A 19,187-nucleotide genomic window follows, 5' to 3' on the forward strand; every position below is an offset into this window, starting at 1 on the left:
CTCGCTCCCCATCCTTCATGCGCCTCCCCGCTCGACCGCTCCCTCGGCGGCCGGCGTCTTCCCGGCGTGCCGCCGGTACGCGTACGCGAAGTATGCCGTCACCAGGACCATTCCGGGGATCCACCAGGCGAGCCCGACGCCGAGCCCGTACGAGGGCGCGGCCGCGTTCTCGATCGTCAGGTTGTAGGCCCGATCGATCTGCGACGGGAGAAGGTTTGGGTAGACCCCGGCGGCGGTGCTCGCGAGCCACGAGGCCAGCAAGGTCGCCGAGGCGAAGAACGCCGCCATCTCGCGCCGGCGCACCGTGAAGTGGCGGCTGAGGACGAGAGCGGCGACCCCCATCGCGGGAAAGAGCCACATCCAGGGGCGCCGTGCGTACCCTTCGGCCACCAGCGGCTGCACGCGAAACGTGGCGGCCCCGCACAGGGCGCTGAGAAGAGCGAGGGGCCACCAGGCCCGGAGCGCCAGGCCCCGAGAGCGCTCGCGCACGGCGCCCTCGCTCTTGAGGACGACCCAATGGGCCCCGTGAAACGCCAGCGCGACGAACGCGGTGGCCCCCGTCAGGAGAGTGTAGAGATCGAGAATCCCCGTTCTCGCGCCCGGACCGGCGTCGGACCACAGGGGCTCGAAGAAGTACCGGGAGGCGTCCAGCGGCACGCCGCGGATGACGTTTCCCAGGGCGGCGCCGAACGTGAACGCCAGAAGCGCGCTGGCGAACGAGAAGACGGCATCCCAGAAAGGGATCCAGACGGGGTGATCGACGTGGTTCCGGAACTCGATCGCGATCCCGCGGAGCATCAGGAGCCACAGCACGATGATCAGGGGAAGGTAGAAGCCGCTGAAGCTCGTGGCGTAGAGGCGCGGAAACGCGAAGTACAGGGTGCCGCCGGCCGCGATGAGCCACACCTCGTTCCCATCCCACACCGGGCCGATCGTGGCGAGGACGCTGCGGCGCTCCCGCTCGGTTCGCGCGACCCGGAGATGGATGATCCCCGCCCCGAGATCGAACCCGTCGAGGACGGCGAAGAGCGCGAGCATGCCGGCGACCGCGCAGAACCAGAACGTCGGCATCAATCCCCCGGGGCGCCGGGCGAGCCGGCGACGGCCTCGGGGCCGTGTCCGATCTCGCGGTGCATGAGGAAGAGGTAGAGAATGCTGAGAACGGTGTACATCCCCGCAAACCCGATGAGCGTGAAGAGCGCGTTCCCCGCGGACACCGCCGGCGACGCCCCGTCCGCCGTCCGGATGAGACCGTAGACGAGCCAGGGCTGCCGCCCGAGCTCGGCCGTGGTCCAGCCGGCGGTGTTGGCGATGAAGGGGAACGGCGCGGAGAGCATGATCATCCAGAGCGCCGGACGGCTCGCGTGGAGCCTTCCCCGGAAGAGAAGCCACGCCGAGACGACGGCGACCGCGATGAGGATCGTCCCGAGCCCCACCATGACGTGGTAGGCGAAGTAGAGCATGGCGACGTGCTCCGGCCACTCTTCGCGCGGGAACGCATCGAGCCCGCGCACCCTCGCGGTCCAGCGCTGGTACGTGGCGAAGCTGAGCGCGTGCGGGATGACGATCGGGTTGTCGAGGCTCATCCGCTCCATGTCCGGTTGGCCGATGAGCGCCATCGGCGCCCCTTCGACGGTGTGGAAGAGCCCCTCCATCGCCGCCAGCGTCGCCGGCTGGTGCGCGGCGATCATCTTTCCCTGTCCGTCACCGGTCGGGAAGAGCATCGCGACCGACGCGATGAGCGCGGAGACGACGCCTGTGCCGAGAAAGACGCGCGCCGTGGCCGGGAATCGTCCGCAGAGGACATAGAAGGCCCCCGTGGCCGCCATGAAGAACCCCGCGGTGACGACGGCCCCGGTCACCGTGTGGAGGTACTGCCACAGCGCCCACTCATTGCCGAGGAGCGAGGCGAACCGGGTGAGCACGATCTCCCCCTCCGGCGAGACCTCGTGCCCCACGGGATGCTGCATCCACGCGTTCGTCGCGACGATGAAGAAACCGGAGAGCCACGATCCGGCCAGCATCATGAGCGACGTGAACCAGTGCCCCCGCGGCCCGAGCCGCCTCTCGCCATGGAGGAAGAGCCCGAGGAAGGCGGACTCCATGAAGAACGAGAAGACACCCTCCATCGCAAGAGTCTGCCCGATGACGCCTCCCGCCGAGCCGGCGAAGGCGGCCCAGTTGGTCCCGAACTGGAACTCCATCGGGATTCCGGTCACGACCCCGAGGGCGAAGTTGACGCCAAAGATCCTGGCCCAGAAGCGGGCTGCGCCCGCGCGGACGGGGTCCCCGGTCCGCAGGCTCTGCGTCTTCAGGACGAAGATCAGGAGCGCCAGCCCCATCGTGAGCTGGACAAAGATGTAGTGGAACGTGATGGTGAAGGCGAACTGCATCCGGTGGAGATCGAGGGCAGAGCTCACGTCAGGACCTCAGACCAGATCGATCACGACGAATCGCGCGTCCCGGCCCCCCTCGAGGGCGACGGCCGCTTCCTCCCGGATCCTCACCGCGTCTCCCGCACCCACGGCAATGCCGTTCACGACGGCGCTCCCCGTGGCCAGGAACACGTACGCGCCCCTCGCCTGGCGCAGCACATGCGTGGCCGACTCCCCCGCCCCGAGATCCGAAAGATAGATGAACGCGTCCTGATGGATGGGAAGGGTTCCCGGGGTCTTGGCCTCGCGCGAGACCACGGGAAGGAGCTTTCCAGCGCGCGTCTCCGCGGGAAAACTTTTCTGCGCGTAGCGCGGATCGCCCCCGCGGCGCCACGGGGTCAGCCAGATCTGCGAGAAGTGCAGCAGCTCGGATTCGGACGGGTTGCGCTCCGAGTGCACGATCCCCGACCCCGCCGACATCACCTGCACGTCGCCCGGCTCCAGGATCCCCCTGTTCCCCGAGCTGTCCTCGTGCTCGAGGCGCCCGGAGAAGACGCAGGTGATGATCTCCATCTCGCGGTGCGGGTGCCTGTCGAAGCCGCGCCCGGGCCGGACGCGGTCGTCGTTGAAGACCCGGAGGGGGCCGAACGAGACGTTGTCCGGGTCGTGGTAGTCGCCGAACGAGAAGTGCCAGCGCGCGGTCAGCCAGCCGTTCTCGTGCCGATAGTGCTCGCTCGCGGGAACGTGACGGATCATCGGGCCCTCCCGCGGCGCAGTATAACCCCAGCCGCCCCGGCCGCCGACGACGCGGCCGGACTAAGACGCTTCGGGTGAGCACCTTGCCGCTTGACGGGCGTCGGCGGCCGAAACTACGATTCGACTCCGACCTCGCGCCGCGCTGGGCGGCGGATCCACAAGTTCCCATTTGGCGCCGGAGCGCTCGTAAACCATTGACCCCGGTGCGGAGTCTAAGTCCGTGGCCATGCCGCCCGAGGAGATGGAGCTTTTCCGCCGGCTCCAGACAGGGGACGTCGACGCGGTTCGGATTCTCTTCGAGGAGTACCGTCCGAGGGTCTACCGGGTCTGTCTCCACTACACGGGAAACGCGGAGGACGCCCGGGACATCGTCCAGGAAACCTTCGTCAGGGCTTTCAGGGCCGTCGGGCAGTTCCGTGGCGACTCGACGCTGGCGACATGGCTCACGCGCATCGCGATGAACCTCTGCCTGAACTTCAGGCGCGACAGGAGGACGGCCACGACCCTTCTGGACCAGCGTGAGGAGATGGTTCGGGCGAACATGCCGCCCGTCGCCCCGAGGGGGCCCGAGGAGGAGCTGCGCCGGCGCGAGATGGCCGAGCGCATCCAGGGCCTCGTGGCCACGCTCCCCCGGAGGGAGAGGATGGCTTTCGTGATGAAGTTCTACAACGACATGAAGATCAAGGAAATCAGCCAGGCGATGAACATCAGCGAGGGAACGGTCAAGTCGTTTCTCCATCGCGCGGTGGTGACGCTTCGAAAAGCGCTCGCCGGCGCGCCGGACATCAGGGGCTCATGAGCGACATTCTGGATTTCTACGAGGAGCCGGGCGCCTACTGCCCGGAGCGGCGCGACGACATCGTCAGCTACATCTTCGATGAGATGGGCCCCGGCGCGGCCGAGGCGTTCGCCGCGCACCTGGCGTCGTGCACGGAGTGCCGCGAGGAGGTGGACTCCCTTCGTGAGACGCTCTTCCTGGTGGCGGAATCGTCTCCACCGGCCGGCGCCCATGCCGGGTGGAGCGCCGCCGACGGGGCGATGCGCGGCTCCGCCCTCGACGGATCCACCTGGGAGGACGAGTGGACGCAGCTCCGGCGCCGCCTCCTCGCCTCCGGCGCGTTCGAGGCCGACGACGCGCCCGCGCCGGGGCGTCACCGGGCCCGCTTCTGGCTGGCATGGGCGGCCTCGGTCGCGATCGTCGCCTCTCTCGCGTTCTCGGTCGGCCTGTGGCGAGGGGTCGAGATCTCGGCCGGGCGCGTCTCCCCGGGGGGCGATGCGTCGCGCGAGGCCGCCGGGCTGACGTCGATCTCCGGCGCGTCGGTCGGCAACTACTTCGACAACCTGGACGACTTCTCCCGCGACACACATAATTTCCTCCGTCGCACGCGCATGGTCCTGATGGAGTTCTCGAACCTCGGCGCGGACACCGATCCGACGTTCTTCCGGCAGTCGAGCCGCGATCTCCTCGACGAGGTGACGCGGTACCAGGAGGTCGCGCGGCGGGTCCAGAGCCGGAAGCTCGCGGACCTGCTCGACCAGATCGCCACGGTTCTCACGACGATCTCTCGCGTCGATCAGGCGAACCAGAAGCAGGTCATCGCCGACGTGCGCATGACTCTCAACCTGACCGGGCTCATCGGCACCCTCGATCTGCTCGACACCACGAACGGTCGTGACTCGAAGGGACACTCCAATGTCTGACGCACGCCCGACGATGCATCTCAGGATCGGCGGAACCGCTCTCGCGCTGCTCTTCGGATCGGCCCTCCCTCTCTTCGCGATGGCTCTCATCGCGGACCCCGGTGGCCCGGATCAGGAGCTGTACAACCAGGGACGATCCCTCATCTTCGAGGAGTCGTGGACGAAGGCACGCACGGTCTTCGAGAATCTCGCGCGTCGATTCCCCGAGAGCCCCTACCTTGACGACTCGCTCTACTGGACCGCCTTCTCCCTCCTGGAGGAGGGGCGCCCCGCGATGGGCTACGAGACGCTTCGCACTCTCACGCGGAAGTACCCGGAGAGCCCATGGAACGAGGACGCGCGCGCGCTGATGGTGCGCTGCGCCGAGGCCGCCCTGAAGGAGCACGGCAACGAGGACGGGACGAGGACGGCCCGCGCGGGCGACGCCACGGAATACCGGCGCTTCCTCGAGGAGAGCACCCGCGATCGCAGCGCGCAGGTCAGCCTGCTCGCGATCGATACGCTGCTCCACCAGGATCCGCAGAAGGCGGCGGATCTCCTCGGGCGCGTCGAGGCGTCCGGACGCGGCCAGGAGGGGGCGGTCGTCCTTCTCGATCGGTTCTTCGGGAAGGATCTCGTCAAGGTCACCTTCGACGCCATCGCCGCCGGATTCTCGGAAGGAAACGTCCACGTGCTCGTCCGCGACGGGGGCCAGGCGCTCAAGCTCACGCTTTCCGAGGCCATCGACCTGGCCGGCGGCCGGGGTGAGAAGCGGTTCAACGACACGGTGCGCCGCGAGATGCGCGACCGCATCCTCGAGGCCGAGAGATCCATCGTGACCCAGGGCCCGTCACGCGAGGCGGAAGGGTTCCGGTCGGCGGGAGCTCGGACCGCGACGATCGTCCGCGTCATCGACGGCGAGGTCCACTACTACACGAACGGCGCGGAGACGGTCCGCATCGTCGTGCTGCGTCGCGCCGCGGGCTTCAACGCGGAGAACGTCCAGATCTACACCGAAGGCGCCGGCGGCATCAAGCACATCCAGATCGCCGACGTCACCGGCCCCGAGGCCGGCCCGAGCGCGCGAGGCCTCTCGTCGGACTCGCTTCACTATCTGAGCCAGTCGCTCGGCGTCATCCAGCTCGACCTGAGCAACCCGCCGAAGTAGAGAGCTGCGTCAGCCTCCCGACCGAATCAAGAGCCGGGAGCGCTGCGTGTCGAGCTCGGCCGGGACCCCCATCAGCAGGGTCCGCTTCCGCGGGATGTGCCCCGTGGGGAAGCCCGTGACGATCGGGTACCGTGTCCCGGCGGTCGCCTCGAGGATGATCTTCGACATGGGCCACCCCGCCGTGGGGGGGACCGCCTTGCACCCCCGGAGCGTGCCCACCACCATTCCCGCGAGGCGCGCCAGCTTCCCCGCAAGCCGGAGCTGCTGCAGCATTCGATCGATCCGGTAGGGTGGCTCATTGAGATCCTCCCAGAAGAGGATGCACCCGTCCCACGAGGAATCGTGCGCGGTCCCCAGCAGGTGATTCAGCAGCGTGAGGCACCCGCCGATGAGCCTCCCCGCGGCTCGCCCGGGCCTGAGAGTCCGGACCCCGCGGAGGGAGTGCGCGATGGATGGCTCCGGGAGATAGAGGGCCTCGCGCAGGGACGGCGCGTGAAACGCCCCGGGATCCCCGAGCTCCGAGACGCTCGGGCCGTAACGATAGGGGTACGGGCGCTTCGCCGTCTGAAGAGCCATGAAGAGCGACGTGAGATCGCTGTATCCCAGGAGCACGCGCGGACGCGCCCGCAGCGCGCGGAGATCGATCGCGTCGAGGAGGCGCGCCGTCCCCCAGCCTCCACTCGCGAAGAAGATCGCGGGGCGATCCCTCCGGTGAATCGCGGCGTCCAGATCGGCCGAGCGGCACTCGTCCGGGCCGGCGAGGAATCCGCGTCGCCTCCGGATGGACGGTCCGGCGGCGGCGGCGTGCCCCCAGCCGCGGAGGACAGAGAGCCCGGACTCGAGGAGCGCCGGCGTCACGGGCCCCGCGGTCGCGACGACCGCGATGGGTCCCCCGGGAGCAAGCCGCGCGGCGCTCACGACCCGGCCTTCGCTCCGGCGATGGCGGCGAACTCACGCCGGGCGGCTTCGAGGAGCGCTCCGTCCGCCAGGGTGTCGTACGCCGTCAGGGCGAGCGCTTTCACCGCGATCATCAGGTTTTCCTCGGCCGCGGCGGTGCGGGTGGCCGCGGCGAACTCGGCCGTGTGAATCGGCGTCGCCTCCGGCGCGACGAGCATGAACGGATGGATCGAGGGCACGGCGCGGCTCACGTTGCCCATGTCGAGCGACCCCTTGTTCGGGCGTGGCCCGTCGACGGTTACGATCCCCATCGACCCCAGGTGATCCCGGAAACGGGAGGCGAGCGCGCCGTTCGTGACCATGTCGTCGTAGGGCTCGTCGGTCTCGCGGATCTCGAGGCCGCACCCGGTGGCCGACGCGATCCCGCGGGCGGCCCTCTCGACCTCCGCGCGCACCGCGTCGCGCCGGCCAGTGGACTTCGCCCGGATCGAGAAGGCGCCGACCGCGCGCGCCGGGACGATGTTCGGCCTCACCCCCCCCTCGAGGATCACGCCCGGAACCCGCACCTCGGGGCCGAGGCGCTTCCTCAGCATGTCGATCGCGACGAAGAGCTGGATGAGCGCGTCGAGCGCGTTGATCCCCTTCTCGGGCCAGGCGACCGCGTGCGACGCGCGCCCCAGATAGGTCACCTCGATCGAGGCGCAGGCCAGCGAGTCGCTGAAAGCGCGCCACTCCGCCCCACCGTGGATCATCATGGCCGCGTCCACCCCCTTGAAGAGCCCCTCGCGCACCATGACGACCTTTCCGCCGATCGTCTCCTCGGCGGGAGTCCCCATCACCATCAGTGCGCCGGGAAGCCCCGGGGATGTCGCGCCTCCGCCCGCGCCCGCCGCGCGCGCGAGGACCAGCCCCGCGCCGACCCCCGCGGCGGCGATCAGGTTGTGGCCGCACCCGTGGCCGATGCCGGGGAGGGCGTCGTACTCGGCGAGGATCGCGACCGTCGGCACCGACGCTCGTCCGTCGAGCCGCGCGACGAACGCGGTCTTCAACCCTGCGACGCCGGTTGAAACCGAGAAGCCGGCCTCGCGGAGCTTCCCCGCCAGGATCCGGGCGGAGCGCTCCTCCTCGAGGCTCAGCTCCGGGTGGGCGTGCAGGTCCCGGCTGATCTCGAGGATCTCGTCGCGCAGCGCGTCGGCGGCGCGCAGGATCTCATTCTTCATGCACCTCTCGTCGCGGCGGGGAGAGCCCTGCCGCTTCCTTTCCGAAATCGAGCCGGCCGGAGGAGAAAATAAGCCGAATTCTGTTCCCGGGGCGCTGGGCCCCGGGCGACGGTCATTCCTCTAGCCCGGCGGTTACCCGCCGGATCGTGCGAGCTACCCGGGAGCGTCAGGGCGGGCCACCCCTTGGCATCTCCCCTATTTGCTCTTGCTCCGCGTGGGGTTTACCTGGCCACCTCCGTCACCGGAGGTGCGGTGCGCTCTTACCGCACCTTTTCACCCTTGCCGTCGCCACGGCCCCTTGCGGCGCCGCGACGCTTGGGCGGTGTGTTTTCTGTGGCACTTTCCTTCGGCTTGCGCCGACTGGGCGTTACCCAGCACGCTGCCCTGCGGAGTTCGGACTTTCCTCCCCGGAGTTGCCTCCGCGGCGACCGTCTCTTCTCCTCCGGCCGGATCTGAAGCTACAGCCCCGGGCCCGCCTTATCAATCGGAAGCGCCGGACGCTGTGCTATATTTTTGCCCCCGCGGCCCCGGATCGCCGCACCCGACGCACCCACGGAACTCCGCAACCCTGCCATGGCCGACATCACTCTCGAACGGACGCTTCCGCACAACCTGGACGCCGAGCGCTCGGTCCTGGGGGCGATCCTCATCGAGAATCGCGCGCTCGACCAGGCGCAGGAGATCCTCGTCGAGGACGATTTCTACCGCGAGGGGCACCGGAAGATCTTTCGCGTGATGGCGCAGCTCGGCGGCCGGCGCAACGCGATCGACCTCATCACGCTGAAGGACGAGCTCTCCCGGGAGGGGGGGCTCGAGTCGGTCGGCGGAGCCCCGTACATCTCGTCGCTCCTCGACGGCGTCCCCCGCTCCGCGAACGTCGAGCACTACGCGCGCATCGTCAAGGAAAAGTCGATCCTCCGAAACCTCATCGGCAGCGCCAACCGGATCCTGAACCGGTGCTTCGAGGCGCAGGACGAGGCGACGTCCCTCCTCGACGAGGCCGAGAAGGAGATCTTCGCCCTCGCCGAGACCCAGATGCGGTCGTCGTTCGTGCACGTCCGCGAGGTCGCGAAGCCGACCCTCGAGTACATCGATCGCGTGCAGCAGCACCAGGAGCTGATCACCGGCGTCGCGACCGGGTTCGACAAGATCGACGAGATGACCTCCGGGCTCCAGCAAACCGACCTGGTCATCGTCGCCGGCCGCCCCTCGATGGGAAAGACCGCGTTCGCGGTGAACATCGCCCAGCACGCGGGAACCCGCCTCGGCAAGCACGTCGGCATCTTCTCGCTGGAGATGTCCCGCGAGCAGCTCTTCCTCCGCATGCTCTGCGGCCAGGCGCGCGTCGACGCCCATCAGCTCCGCACAGGCCGCCTCGGAGCGGAGGAATGGGAGAGGCTCACGCCGGCCTTCGCGGACCTCACCGAGGCTCCCATCTACATCGACGACACCGCCGGCATGAGCGTCTTCGAGATGCGCGCCAAGGCGCGGCGCCTGAAGGCCGAGAAGGGGCTCGATCTCCTCGTCGTCGATTACCTCCAGCTCATGCGGGGTCGCGATCGCGTCGAGAACCGCAACCAGGAGATCTCCGAGATCTCGCGATCCCTCAAGGCGCTGGCGAAGGAGCTCGCCGTCCCCGTCATCGCCGTCTCGCAGCTCTCGCGCGCCCCCGAGCAGCGCACGGGCAGCCACCGCCCGCAGCTCTCGGACCTCCGCGAGTCGGGGGCCATCGAGCAGGACGCGGACGTCGTGGTCCTCCTGTTCCGCGAGGAGTACTACAAGCAGAACGATCCCGATCTGGTCGGACGGGCCGAGGCGATCATCGCCAAGCAGCGCAACGGTCCGACGGGATCCGTCGATCTCGTCTTCATCCGCGACTACACGAAGTTCGAGAACCCCGTCGACTCGTTCGGTCCCGGCTGAGCTGCGATTCCGGATCCACGACCCGGACCTGACCCGCTGGAAGCGCTGCATCATGACGACGAACCGGAGAGCCGGCTTTCAGACGACGCTGCGCGCGCTGGCGGACCTCGTCTCGGGCGACCTCCCCGCCCGCTCCGGCGAGGACGTCGCCGTGGACTCCGTGACGATCGACTCCCGTCACGCGATGCCGGGGAGCCTCTTCGTGGCCCTCAAGGGAGCGCGCACCGACGGTCACGCGTTCGCGGCCGACGCGGCGCGGAACGGCGCGGCCGCGGCGCTCGTGAGCCGGGATCACGGTCTCCCCGCGCCATTCCCCATTCCGCTCGTCACCGTCGACTCCCCGCTCGCCGCCCTCCAGCGCGTGGCCGCCGACTACCGGGACCGGTTGTCCGGAACCATCGTGGCCATCACAGGCAGCAATGGAAAGACGGAGGTGAAGGACACGCTCGCGACGATGCTCGCGACCGTGATGCGGGTGTACGCGAGCCCGGGGAGCTACAACAGCCAGATCGGGGTTCCCCTCGCGATCCTCCGCGCCCCATTGGACGCCGCCGTGCACGTGTTCGAGGCGGGCGTCTCGGCCCCCGGAGAGATGCGCGTCCTGGCGCGGATGCTCCGCCCGACGCACGGGGTCCTGACCAACATCGGGCGAGCCCATCTCGCGAACTTCAGCGACGAGACGCACCTGCTCCTCGAGAAGCTGGCGCTCTTCGAGGGGATCCGGCACCCCGGGTGGATCGCCGCCGGCGATCTCGACCCGATCTTCGAGAGGCGCCTCCCGGGGCTGCCGACGCTGCGGGTCACGTCGCGGGGCGCGGGCGACCATCCATGGCTGGCCTACTCGGAGCACGACACGGCCGCCTCGGCCCGCGTCGAGGCCTCCTTCAGCTCCGGGCGGCGCCTCGACATCGCCATCCCGGCGAGGTCGCCGGAACATGTCTCCAATCTTATGCTCGCCGCCGCCGTCGCCCACGCGCTCGGGGTGAGCCTCGACGTCATCGAGCGGGTTCTCAGCGCCTACACTCCCCTTCCGACCCGCCTCGAGATCTGGGACACGCAGGCGGGCGTCACCGTCGTGAACGACTGCTGCAGCGCCGACCCGCTGTCCGTGCAGGTGGCCCTGAAGACAACGTCCGAGGTCGCCCGGCGAGGCAGCCGAAAGGTCTTCGTCTTCGGAGGGATGGAGAGCTCCGGAGGGGCCTCGGCCAACGAGCACGTGCTGGTCGGCCGGCTGGCCCACGAGTTCGGATTCGATCGCCTCGTCTGCCTCGGCGACAACCCCGGGCTCCCCTTGACGGCCTCCGAATTCACCCGGCTCGCCCCCTCGGCTCGAGTGGACACCATCGAGGACGTCGAGCTGCACGCGTTCCTGCAGCGCGAGCTGAAGCCCGGCGACGCCGTCCTCTTCAAGGCCGCGCGCTCGGAGCGATTCCACCGCCGCGCCGCCGAGGCGCTCGACGTGCTCAGCCCCACCCGGCTCATCGTCGATCTCGGGGCGGTCCACGAGAACCTCACCAGGATCCGGAGGTTCTGCGGTCCCGGGGTCCGGATCATGGCGATGGTGAAGGCCCTGGCCTACGGCACCGACGTGAGGCGGCTCGCAGGCTGGCTGCAGGACACCGGCATCGACTCTTTCGGCGTGGCGTTCGTGGACGAGGGGGTCGCGCTCCGGGCGAGCGGGGTCCACCTCCCGATCCTCGTGCACCTCCCGCAATCGCAGGAATGCGAGAAGGCGCTCCGGGACAGCCTCGACCTCACCGTCTACTCGAAGGAGATGGCGGGGAGCGTGGTGGAATGCGCCCGCGACACGGGGCGCGACGTCCGCGTCCACATCAAGATTGACACGGGCCTGCATCGCCTCGGGATCGCGCCGGCCGAGCTCCCCGGCGTCATGGCGCTCCTCGCGGCGGAGAGCCGCGTCCAGGTCGCCGGTGTTCTCACCCATTTCGCGGCCGCGGAGGACCCGGGCTCCGATCCCTTCACCGAGATGCAGATCGCCGCGTTCACCGAGTGCGCCGCCGCCGTGCAGTCGCGATTCGGCCCCGGCGTGGTGCGCCACGCGGCGGCGACATCCGGGGCGATTCGTTTCCCGGGCGCGCGGTTCGACATGGTCCGCATCGGGCTCGGGCTTTACGGAATCCACCCCGGCGACGCGGTCGCGAACGCGCTTCCCCTGGAGCTCGCGGTCACGCTGCGATCGCGCATCGCCGACGTGCGGGTCATCCCGACGGGTGAGTGGGTCGGGTACGGGCGCACGTTCCGCGCGGAACGACCGACGCTGCGCGGAACCGTCCCCCTGGGCTTCCATGACGCTCTGCCGCTCGCGCTGTCGAATCGAGGCCACGCGCTCGTGAACGACACGCGCGCCCCCATCATCGGCCGCGTCTCCATGGACTCCGTCGCCCTCGATCTGACCGACGTCCCCGGAGCGCGCGTGGGATCGGACGCCGTCTTCTACGGGCGGGCGGGAAAATCGCTCCTCAGGCCGGAGCAGGTCGCGGCGGCGGCGGGCACGACTCCGTATGAGCTGCTCACGCGCCTCGGCCCCAGGGTGCAGAGGGTCTATCTCGGGGAATGACCGTCGCGCTCAGCGCATATATATAGGTAGGGGCTCCACCGGCCGCGGACTCGCTTGAAATAGCCCGAACAATCCGGGTATCCTCCGCCCCCTCAGGCAGGTGAGGCGATCGCGGGGCGCGACGCCTTCACCGCCGAGGGAAGCCGCCGGCGTTGAAGGGGGCGCGCGGCACCACTAGATTCCGGACGACGGCGGGCCCGAGAACGGGCGGCCCGTGGGAGAATCCGATGCCGGTCCTGCTCATGCGCGCGTCGCTGATCCTGGCGTGCGGCGTCGCGTGCGCGATCCTCTCCCCGTTCGTCATCGCGGCGCTTCCCGGCTGGGCCAACGTCGCGGTCAACGCGCTGACGGGGCTGGCGGCGGGCGCCCTCGCCGCTCTCGTGGAGTGGCGCCTCCGCCGCGCCCGCTTCATCGTCCTCGTGGGCGGACTGCTCGGCGTCGTCGCGGGGAGCGGCCTCGGCTTTCTCCTGCTTCGCTTCGCCGGCACCGGGCCCGGGATGCGGATCGGCGGCGTGTCGCTGGATCTCGTGAGGCCGGTCGTCCTCCTCGTCTGCGCCTACGCCGGAGGGGTGGTCTTCGGCCACAAGGCCGCGACGTTCCAGCTCTCGCAGCTCCGTCAGATGCTCTCGGAGCAGCCGGCGGCGCCGACGACGAGCAAGCTCCTCGACACCAGCGTCATCATCGACGGCCGCATCGCGGACGTCGCCGAGACCGGATTCCTCGACGGCGTCCTGGTCGTCCCGCAGTTCGTCCTGCGGGAGCTCCAGGCCGTGGCCGATTCGTCCGACCCGCTCAAGCGCAACCGGGGGCGCAAGGGGCTCGACATCCTGCAGCGGATCAAGAAGAACCCGAACGTCAACGTCAGCGTCGTCGAGACCGATTTCCCCGAGGTCAAGGAGGTCGACCAGAAGCTCATCGAGCTCGCGCGCCGGATCGGGGCGAAGATCATCACGAACGACTTCAACCTCAACAAGGTCGCGCAGCTCTCCGGAATCGAAGTGCTCAACATCAACGAGCTCGCCAACTCGCTCAAGCCCGTCGTCCTCCCCGGCGAGACGATGAAGGTCTTCATCGTCAAGGAGGGGAAGGAGCAGGATCAGGGCGTCGCGTACCTCGACGACGGCACGATGGTCGTCGTCAACGCCGCCTCGAAACAGGTCGGGAAGACGGTGGACGTGACCGTGACCAGCGTGGTCCAGACCGCGGCGGGCAAGATGTTCTTCGGCCGGTGCGTCGCCGAAAACGATCGCTCCGTCGTGCGCCGCCCCCAGCGCGAGAAGTCGGCGGAGTGATCTTCCGCGCCCCGCGGAAGGCGGTCCGCCGCGCGGCGGCGCTCGCGGTCGCTCTTGCGCTCCCCCACCCCTCCCTCGCCGCGGCCCCTCACCGTTACCTCGTCCTCCCGTTCGAGAACGTCTCCGCCGAGAGGAGCCTCAACTGGATCGGGGAAGCGCTCGCCCTGGGCGTCGCCGACCGGCTCGAGCTCCTGGGCCTGCACGCCCTCACGCGATCGGAGAGGCTCGACTCGTTGGAGGCGGCCGGGGTGCCCGACGGGAAGGCCGTCACGCTCGCGACCACGCTCAAGATCGTGACGGCCGCGCGCGCCGATCGCTTCATCACGGGGACCTTCAGCTTCGATCCGAAGAGCGGCGTGACCGTCGCCTGCCGTCTCTTCGACGCCGCGCGCGCGAGAGAGGTCTGGGATGGGGCGCGGACCGGAACGCTGGCGGGGGTCTTCGCCCTCACCGATCCTCTCGTCACCGAGGCCGCGGCGGGCGACGCCGACCGCGCCGCGACGACCCCCCCCTCCGCTCTGGCCGCGTTCGCCGATCCGCCGCTGCCGATCTACGAGGCCCTGGTGCGCGCGCTCCTGGAGGCCGAGCCCGAACGGCGCCTCGCGGCGCTCTCGAAGGCCCTCGAGATGGATCGCCGCTCGGCGCCGGTGCGCCGGAGCCTCGCCCTCGAGCAGATCGGGCAGGGCCAGCTCGCCGACGCGCTGGCGAACCTCGAGGCGATCCCCGCCGACTCGAGCCCCGACGGGTGGCGCATCCACCTGCTGCGCGCGCGCGTCCTCGCCGCGCAGGGAAACCTGGACGGTTCGACCGCGGCCCTCGCCCGTTCCATCGCGGCGCGCGACACCGCGGAGGCCCACACCCTCAGCCACTTTCGGCGCGCGTCGCCGACGGGCAGGAGGTTCGCATGCGATTCCGAGCGATGGTTCGCGCATTCCTCACGCTATCGATCGCCGCTCTCTCGGCCGCTCCACTGAGGGCTGGAATCGTGAATGGCGATTTCGAGCAGAACCCGCCAAAGCTTGCGGCATGGAACGAAAAGGGCGGCGCGACCGCCAATCCACCCGACTCCGTCGTCGGAATGAACGCGAACAGCGCCGAGATCGGGCACACCGCCGGAATCGGTGTGAACGTGCCGCCCTTCAAGTTCTCGACCTTCATCGCCCAGAACAATTTCGTGTCCGCCGGACCCATGGGAGCGAACAAGACCGTCATCAACTTCGATCTCGATCTGACTCCTGCGAACAACAAACAAGTCTCGGCGGTCGTTTCCATGAGAGACGGGGCCAAGAACATCTTCTTCAAGGCGCTCCCCGCGACGAACGGTTTTCAGAATTTCAGGATCGTGTTCCCGGCTTGCGGGAATCTCGACATCATGTTCGCGGTCTCGGAGAGTGGCAACGCGGTAGGGTCCGCCTTCCGCGTGGATCACGTCACTGACGTGTGCGTCGCCAACGATCCCGGGGGGGGCAACCTTCTTAGTCTGGATCCCGCCCCAATAGGAGGCTGCGCCGGCGACCCCAACTGCGTCGTCATCCAGGGGCTCTGGACGCCGGACCCGTCATCGATCCCGACGTTGTCCCAGTGGGGACTCCTGGCACTGGTTTCCTCGATCGCCATCGCCGGAGGGCTTGCACTTCTCAGGAGCGCAGCAACGCCGCCCGCCTGATCGATCCGTTTCGAACTGCAGTCCCGAGGGAAACCTCGACGGCTCGGCCGCGGCGCTCGCCCGCTCCATCGCGGCGCGCGACACCGCGGAGGCCCACCTCCTTCTCGCGCGCCTCTCGGCGAACCGGGGGGACGCCGCGCGCGCGGCGGCAAAGATCGACAACGCGGCGGGGCTCGATCCGACGAACCCCCAGTTCGAGGCGATGCGGAAACTCACCCTAAGGCCGACTCGCTCCCAGTAGACGCTTCGCCGCCGGCCGTCGATCCGAACGGGAATCAAGTCGCCGCCGGCCATCCCGGTCGATGGACTCATTCCTTGCGCGTAGCAACCGTTGGCGGTATAAGGGGCCTCTCGTCCCCCGGACCGGACTCCCGGATCCCGGTGCCCGACTCGAGCCTTGAAGACGAGGCTAAGGAGGCCCGCATGAGATACCGCGTGATCGTCCGCATTGTCCTGATGTTTTCGATTCCGGCGCTCCAGGTCGCCCCGCTCCGCGCCGCTCTCGCGAACGGCGACTTCGAGCAAAACCCGCCGAAGGTCCAGGGCTGGAACGTCGATGCCGGGGCGAAGGCCACGCCACCCGACTCCATCGTGATCGTCGTCAATGGAAACAGCGCCGAGATCGGCCCTTCAGCCAATCCGGTCCTCATCCCGGGCGCCCAGGTGAAGAAGAACGGAAGCTCGATCGAACAGATCAATTTCACCCCCGCCGGCCCGCAGGGATCGAACATGACGCTCATCCGGTTCGACGCTCAGTTCGCCGTCGCAAACAACAAGCAGTCCCAGGCGGTCGTGATTGTGACCCCGACGGGGAACAGGAAGCAGTGGAAGGCGGGGAACATCCCCGCGACGAACGGATTTCAGAGCTTCAGGTTGCTCGTCCCCGGCTGCGCCGCCCAGGACATCAGCTTCGGCGTCGCGGAAGATGGCAATGCGCTTCAGTCGACCTTTCGCGTCGATCACGTGACCGACGGCTGTGTCGCCGCGGATCCCGGGGGCGGGACCGCGCTGGCGGCGAATGATCCCCCGCCCGGCGGGTGCGTCGGCGATCCCAATTGCGATTGGATCGAGGGAATCCTGGGCCCGAACCCCGCCTCCATACCAACGCTCTCCCAATGGGGCCTCATCGCGCTCGTCTCGTCGATCGCCATCGCCGGCGGCATCACCCTCTTCAGACGCGCGGCGCTTCCCTGAAGCATCGGCGAGGGCCACTTCGGCGCCGGACGTCAGGTTGCGCCTCACGGACCCGGGAGCCGCGACGCGGCCGCGTGTGACCCCCTGACGGCGAAGGGATATCCTGTTGGGATGCACCCTGGTTGGGCCGCTGCGACGCCAGCGATCCTGATCCTCGCGATGTCGATCGGCGCCGAGCCCGATCGGGCCCTCGCCCCCCTAGGACGCCCCGCCGGGGCCGAGAAAATCCGCGGCGTCTGTTTCGTCGCGGGAGGCCGCCTCGCCGGGGATCCGTGGAAGCCGATTCGCGATCTCGGGGCCGACTGGATCTCCCAAACGCCCTTCGCGTGGCAGGAGAGCGCGGATCATCCGGGGCTCCGGCTCGTCACGAGCGACCGCGTGCTCTGGGGGGAGACGGACGAGGGGCTCATCGAGACGACGCGGCGGGGGAAAGCCGCGGGGCTCAAGACCCTTCTCGCGCCTCAGATCTGGCTGCGGGATCACAGGGCCTGGCGCGGCACGATCGCGATGAAGACCGAGGAGGACTGGAAGAGCTGGTTCGCCGAGTACCGCGCGATGATCCTCCACTACGCGGCGCTCGCGCGCGACGAGAAGATCGAGGCGCTGTCGATCGGCGCCGAGCTCTCGGCGGCGACCGCCCGCGAGGCCGAGTGGCGCGCGATCATCGCGGAGATCCGAAGGATCTACCCTGGGAAGGTGACGTACGCCGCCAACTGGCACCAGGAGCCCGAGGCGGTGCGCTTCTGGGACGCTCTCGACTGGATCGGCATCCAGGCCTATTACCCGATCGCGGAGGACCCGTCGGCGACCCGGGAGAAGGTCTTCGCGGCGTGGGCCCTGCGCGCCGACGAGATCGGGAAGCTGAGCGCACGCGCCGATCGGCCGGTGATCTTCACGGAGATCGGGTATCGCAGCCAGAAGGGGGCGCTCGCCGAGCCGTGGGTCTGGCACACGGACGAGCGCGTGGACCCTGCCGTTCAGTCCCTCGGCTTCGACGCCCTCTTCCGCGCGATGTGGGACAGGCCGTGGTTCGGCGGCCTCTTCGTGTGGAAGTGGTTCCCGGACGGGAGGGCCGGCGGACCGGCCGACGTGAGCTTCACCCCGCAGGGGAAGCCCGCCGAGTCGACGATTCGCCGGTGGTTCCTTCACGGCGGGGCCGGCCCGTGAGAGTCGGTTCTGCGATCCTCGCGGCGCTTCTCGGCCTCGGCGCGGCGGCGTGCTCAAGGGATGCGGCGCCTCCCGCGGCCGGGAATCCCGCTTCCGCCGGCGCCGCCTACGTCGGCCGCGACGCATGCCTGGGGTGTCACGCCGAGATCGGCCGCACGTCGGCTCGGACCGGCATGGGGCGGGCCTTCCATCCCCTCACGCGCGAGACGGCCGTCGAGGACTTCTCGAAGGACAACCGTCTCACACTTCCCGGCGACGGCCTCGCGTACGAGATGGCCGCCTCGCCCGCGGGGGGCTACGTCATGCGCCAGATCGTCCTCGACGCGGACGGCGCCCCCTTCGCCACGGCCGAGGAGAGCATCCGGTACACCCTCGGCTCGGGGAACCACAGCCGCTCCTACCTGACGGGTGAGAACGGCTTCCTGTACCAGATGCCGATCTGCTGGTACCCCGACAGGCCGGGGTGGGATCTCTGCCCGGGGTACGAGCTCCGAAACCGCTACTTCACGCGCGAGGCGGACCTCTCGTGCGTCTTCTGTCACAACGGGCGCATGCGGCCGATCGAGGGGACGTCCAATCGGTTCGACGATCGCGAGACGCCGCACGGCATCGACTGCGAGCGCTGCCACGGCCCCGGGGAGCGCCACGTCGCGCTCTGGACGAAGAGCCCGCCCGCCACGCCTCCGGAGATCGACTCGACGATCGTCAACCCGGCGAAGCTCCCGCGCGGGCAGCGGATCCACGTCTGCCTCCAGTGCCATCTCGGCGATGCCGACGCCAGCGAGAGGGTGCAGCGGCCGAACACCGACCTCCTCGATTTCCGGCCGGGAACGGCGCTGACGGAGTTCGTCGACGCGATGACGTACGATCCCCCCGTGGAGGACCGCTTCGCGATCGCGGGGCAGGGGGATCGGCTCCTCCTCAGCCGTTGCTACCGGGAGAGCGGCGGCGGGATCGACTGCCTCACCTGTCACGATCCGCACGTCAGCGTCTACTCGCCGGGGCGCGCGAAGGACACCGTGAGGAAGGCCTGCCTCACCTGCCACGCGACGAAGCCCTGCGCGGCCCCGCCGGCCGGGCGCGCGGCGCGCGGCGACGACTGCGCCGCGTGCCACATGAGGCGGAGCGAGCCCGTCGATCAGCGTTTCACCGCCTTCACCGATCACTGGATCCGGCGCCGCATCTCGCCGGCCGAGGCGCCGAGCCCGGCGAGGACGTCGCTCGATCTCGTCCCGATCTTCCCGGAAGCGCACCGGGCCTACGCCGGGGCC

17 protein-coding genes and 1 other RNA gene are annotated in these 19,187 nt (G+C 69.3%); 12 read left to right on the plus strand and 6 right to left on the minus strand.

The features are described from left to right. Positions 1-15 precede the first annotated feature (15 nt). From cydB to HY049_13000, 3 genes are read right to left on the minus strand one after another with little or no spacing between them, the layout of a single operon-like run. A complete protein-coding gene (cydB, locus tag HY049_12990) occupies positions 16-1,071 on the minus strand; it encodes a cytochrome d ubiquinol oxidase subunit II (GenBank protein MBI3449819.1) in 1,056 nt (351 codons plus the stop codon). Continuing rightward, positions 1,071-2,393 (minus strand): cytochrome ubiquinol oxidase subunit I, encoded by a 1,323-nt coding sequence (locus tag HY049_12995; GenBank protein ID MBI3449820.1) that lies wholly within the window; start codon positions 2,391-2,393, stop codon positions 1,071-1,073. The genes cydB and HY049_12995 overlap by 1 nt, the downstream gene beginning before the upstream one ends. Positions 2,394-2,429: 36 nt before the next feature. Next, a complete protein-coding gene (locus HY049_13000; protein MBI3449821.1) occupies positions 2,430-3,131 on the minus strand; it encodes a pirin family protein in 702 nt (233 codons plus the stop codon). Between the two features lie 220 nt (positions 3,132-3,351). Between HY049_13000 and HY049_13005 the strand changes: the two genes are divergently transcribed. From HY049_13005 to HY049_13015, 3 genes are read left to right on the plus strand one after another with little or no spacing between them, the layout of a single operon-like run. Continuing rightward, a complete protein-coding gene (locus HY049_13005) occupies positions 3,352-3,930 on the plus strand; it encodes an RNA polymerase sigma factor (protein MBI3449822.1) in 579 nt (192 codons plus the stop codon). Further along, positions 3,927-4,832, plus strand: coding sequence for a zf-HC2 domain-containing protein (locus HY049_13010; protein ID MBI3449823.1), 906 nt, complete (start codon positions 3,927-3,929; stop codon positions 4,830-4,832). The genes HY049_13005 and HY049_13010 overlap by 4 nt, the downstream gene beginning before the upstream one ends. Beyond that, positions 4,825-5,979: a tetratricopeptide repeat protein gene (locus tag HY049_13015; protein MBI3449824.1), complete on the plus strand. Its 1,155-nt coding sequence runs from the start codon at positions 4,825-4,827 to the stop codon at positions 5,977-5,979. The genes HY049_13010 and HY049_13015 overlap by 8 nt, the downstream gene beginning before the upstream one ends. 9 nt (positions 5,980-5,988) lie before the next feature. Here the strand turns inward: HY049_13015 and HY049_13020 are convergent, their stop codons facing one another. The 3 genes from HY049_13020 to rnpB all read right to left on the minus strand — a co-directional run bounded on the left by HY049_13020 (position 5,989) and on the right by rnpB (position 8,540). Continuing rightward, the gene (locus HY049_13020) at positions 5,989-6,897 is read right to left on the minus strand and encodes an LD-carboxypeptidase (protein ID MBI3449825.1); all 909 of its coding nucleotides are present in this window, start codon (positions 6,895-6,897) and stop codon (positions 5,989-5,991) included. Then, positions 6,894-8,096, minus strand: coding sequence for a M20 family metallopeptidase (locus tag HY049_13025; GenBank protein MBI3449826.1), 1,203 nt, complete (start codon positions 8,094-8,096; stop codon positions 6,894-6,896). The genes HY049_13020 and HY049_13025 overlap by 4 nt, the downstream gene beginning before the upstream one ends. Positions 8,097-8,150: 54 nt before the next feature. Beyond that, positions 8,151-8,540: RNase P RNA component class A (rnpB, locus tag HY049_13030), an RNA gene on the minus strand. A 129-nt stretch (positions 8,541-8,669) separates the two neighbouring features. Here rnpB and dnaB point away from each other — a divergent pair. The 9 genes from dnaB to HY049_13075 form a co-directional block, all read left to right on the plus strand. After that, positions 8,670-10,019 (plus strand): replicative DNA helicase, encoded by a 1,350-nt coding sequence (gene dnaB / locus HY049_13035; protein MBI3449827.1) that lies wholly within the window; start codon positions 8,670-8,672, stop codon positions 10,017-10,019. A 52-nt stretch (positions 10,020-10,071) separates the two neighbouring features. Continuing rightward, positions 10,072-12,597 (plus strand): alanine racemase, encoded by a 2,526-nt coding sequence (gene alr / locus HY049_13040; protein MBI3449828.1) that lies wholly within the window; start codon positions 10,072-10,074, stop codon positions 12,595-12,597. Positions 12,598-12,824: 227 nt separating this feature from the next. Then, complete coding sequence (locus HY049_13045) at positions 12,825-13,889, plus strand: TRAM domain-containing protein (protein ID MBI3449829.1); 1,065 nt, start codon at positions 12,825-12,827, stop codon at positions 13,887-13,889. Beyond that, entirely contained in the window at positions 13,886-14,863 is a 978-nt protein-coding gene (locus HY049_13050; GenBank protein ID MBI3449830.1) for a tetratricopeptide repeat protein, read from the plus strand. The genes HY049_13045 and HY049_13050 overlap by 4 nt, the downstream gene beginning before the upstream one ends. 11 nt (positions 14,864-14,874) lie before the next feature. Next, on the plus strand, positions 14,875-15,555 hold the full coding sequence (locus tag HY049_13055) for a hypothetical protein (protein MBI3449831.1): 681 nt from the start codon (positions 14,875-14,877) through the stop codon (positions 15,553-15,555). Continuing rightward, positions 15,518-15,796: a hypothetical protein gene (locus tag HY049_13060; protein ID MBI3449832.1), complete on the plus strand. Its 279-nt coding sequence runs from the start codon at positions 15,518-15,520 to the stop codon at positions 15,794-15,796. Before HY049_13055 ends, HY049_13060 begins: the two co-directional genes overlap by 38 nt. A gap of 182 nt (positions 15,797-15,978) precedes the next feature. After that, a complete protein-coding gene (locus tag HY049_13065) occupies positions 15,979-16,749 on the plus strand; it encodes an IPTL-CTERM sorting domain-containing protein (protein MBI3449833.1) in 771 nt (256 codons plus the stop codon). 111 nt (positions 16,750-16,860) lie between these two features. Beyond that, positions 16,861-17,916: a hypothetical protein gene (locus HY049_13070; GenBank protein MBI3449834.1), complete on the plus strand. Its 1,056-nt coding sequence runs from the start codon at positions 16,861-16,863 to the stop codon at positions 17,914-17,916. After that, a partial coding sequence (locus tag HY049_13075) for a hypothetical protein (protein MBI3449835.1) occupies positions 17,913-19,187 on the plus strand: 1,275 nt, incomplete at its 3' end. The genes HY049_13070 and HY049_13075, both read left to right, overlap by 4 nt.

Source organism: Acidobacteriota bacterium, assembly GCA_016195325.1.
Classification (GTDB): Bacteria; Acidobacteriota; Polarisedimenticolia; order JACPZX01; family JACPZX01; genus JACPZX01.

Excerpts from the sequence above, each read along its gene's own strand:
- HY049_13010 (MBI3449823.1), top strand. The coding sequence starts at position 3,927 with ATGAGCGACATTCTGGATTTCTACGAGGAGCCGGGCGCCTACTGCCCG.
- cydB (MBI3449819.1), bottom strand. The coding sequence starts at position 1,071 with ATGCCGACGTTCTGGTTCTGCGCGGTCGCCGGCATGCTCGCGCTCTTC.
- HY049_12995 (MBI3449820.1), bottom strand. The coding sequence starts at position 2,393 with ATGCAGTTCGCCTTCACCATCACGTTCCACTACATCTTTGTCCAGCTC.
- HY049_13000 (MBI3449821.1), bottom strand. The coding sequence starts at position 3,131 with ATGATCCGTCACGTTCCCGCGAGCGAGCACTATCGGCACGAGAACGGC.
- dnaB (MBI3449827.1), top strand. The coding sequence starts at position 8,670 with ATGGCCGACATCACTCTCGAACGGACGCTTCCGCACAACCTGGACGCC.
- HY049_13025 (MBI3449826.1), bottom strand. The coding sequence starts at position 8,096 with ATGAAGAATGAGATCCTGCGCGCCGCCGACGCGCTGCGCGACGAGATC.
- HY049_13045 (MBI3449829.1), top strand. The coding sequence starts at position 12,825 with ATGCCGGTCCTGCTCATGCGCGCGTCGCTGATCCTGGCGTGCGGCGTC.
- alr (MBI3449828.1), top strand. The coding sequence starts at position 10,072 with ATGACGACGAACCGGAGAGCCGGCTTTCAGACGACGCTGCGCGCGCTG.
- HY049_13070 (MBI3449834.1), top strand. The coding sequence starts at position 16,861 with ATGCACCCTGGTTGGGCCGCTGCGACGCCAGCGATCCTGATCCTCGCG.
- HY049_13015 (MBI3449824.1), top strand. The coding sequence starts at position 4,825 with ATGTCTGACGCACGCCCGACGATGCATCTCAGGATCGGCGGAACCGCT.
- HY049_13065 (MBI3449833.1), top strand. The coding sequence starts at position 15,979 with ATGAGATACCGCGTGATCGTCCGCATTGTCCTGATGTTTTCGATTCCG.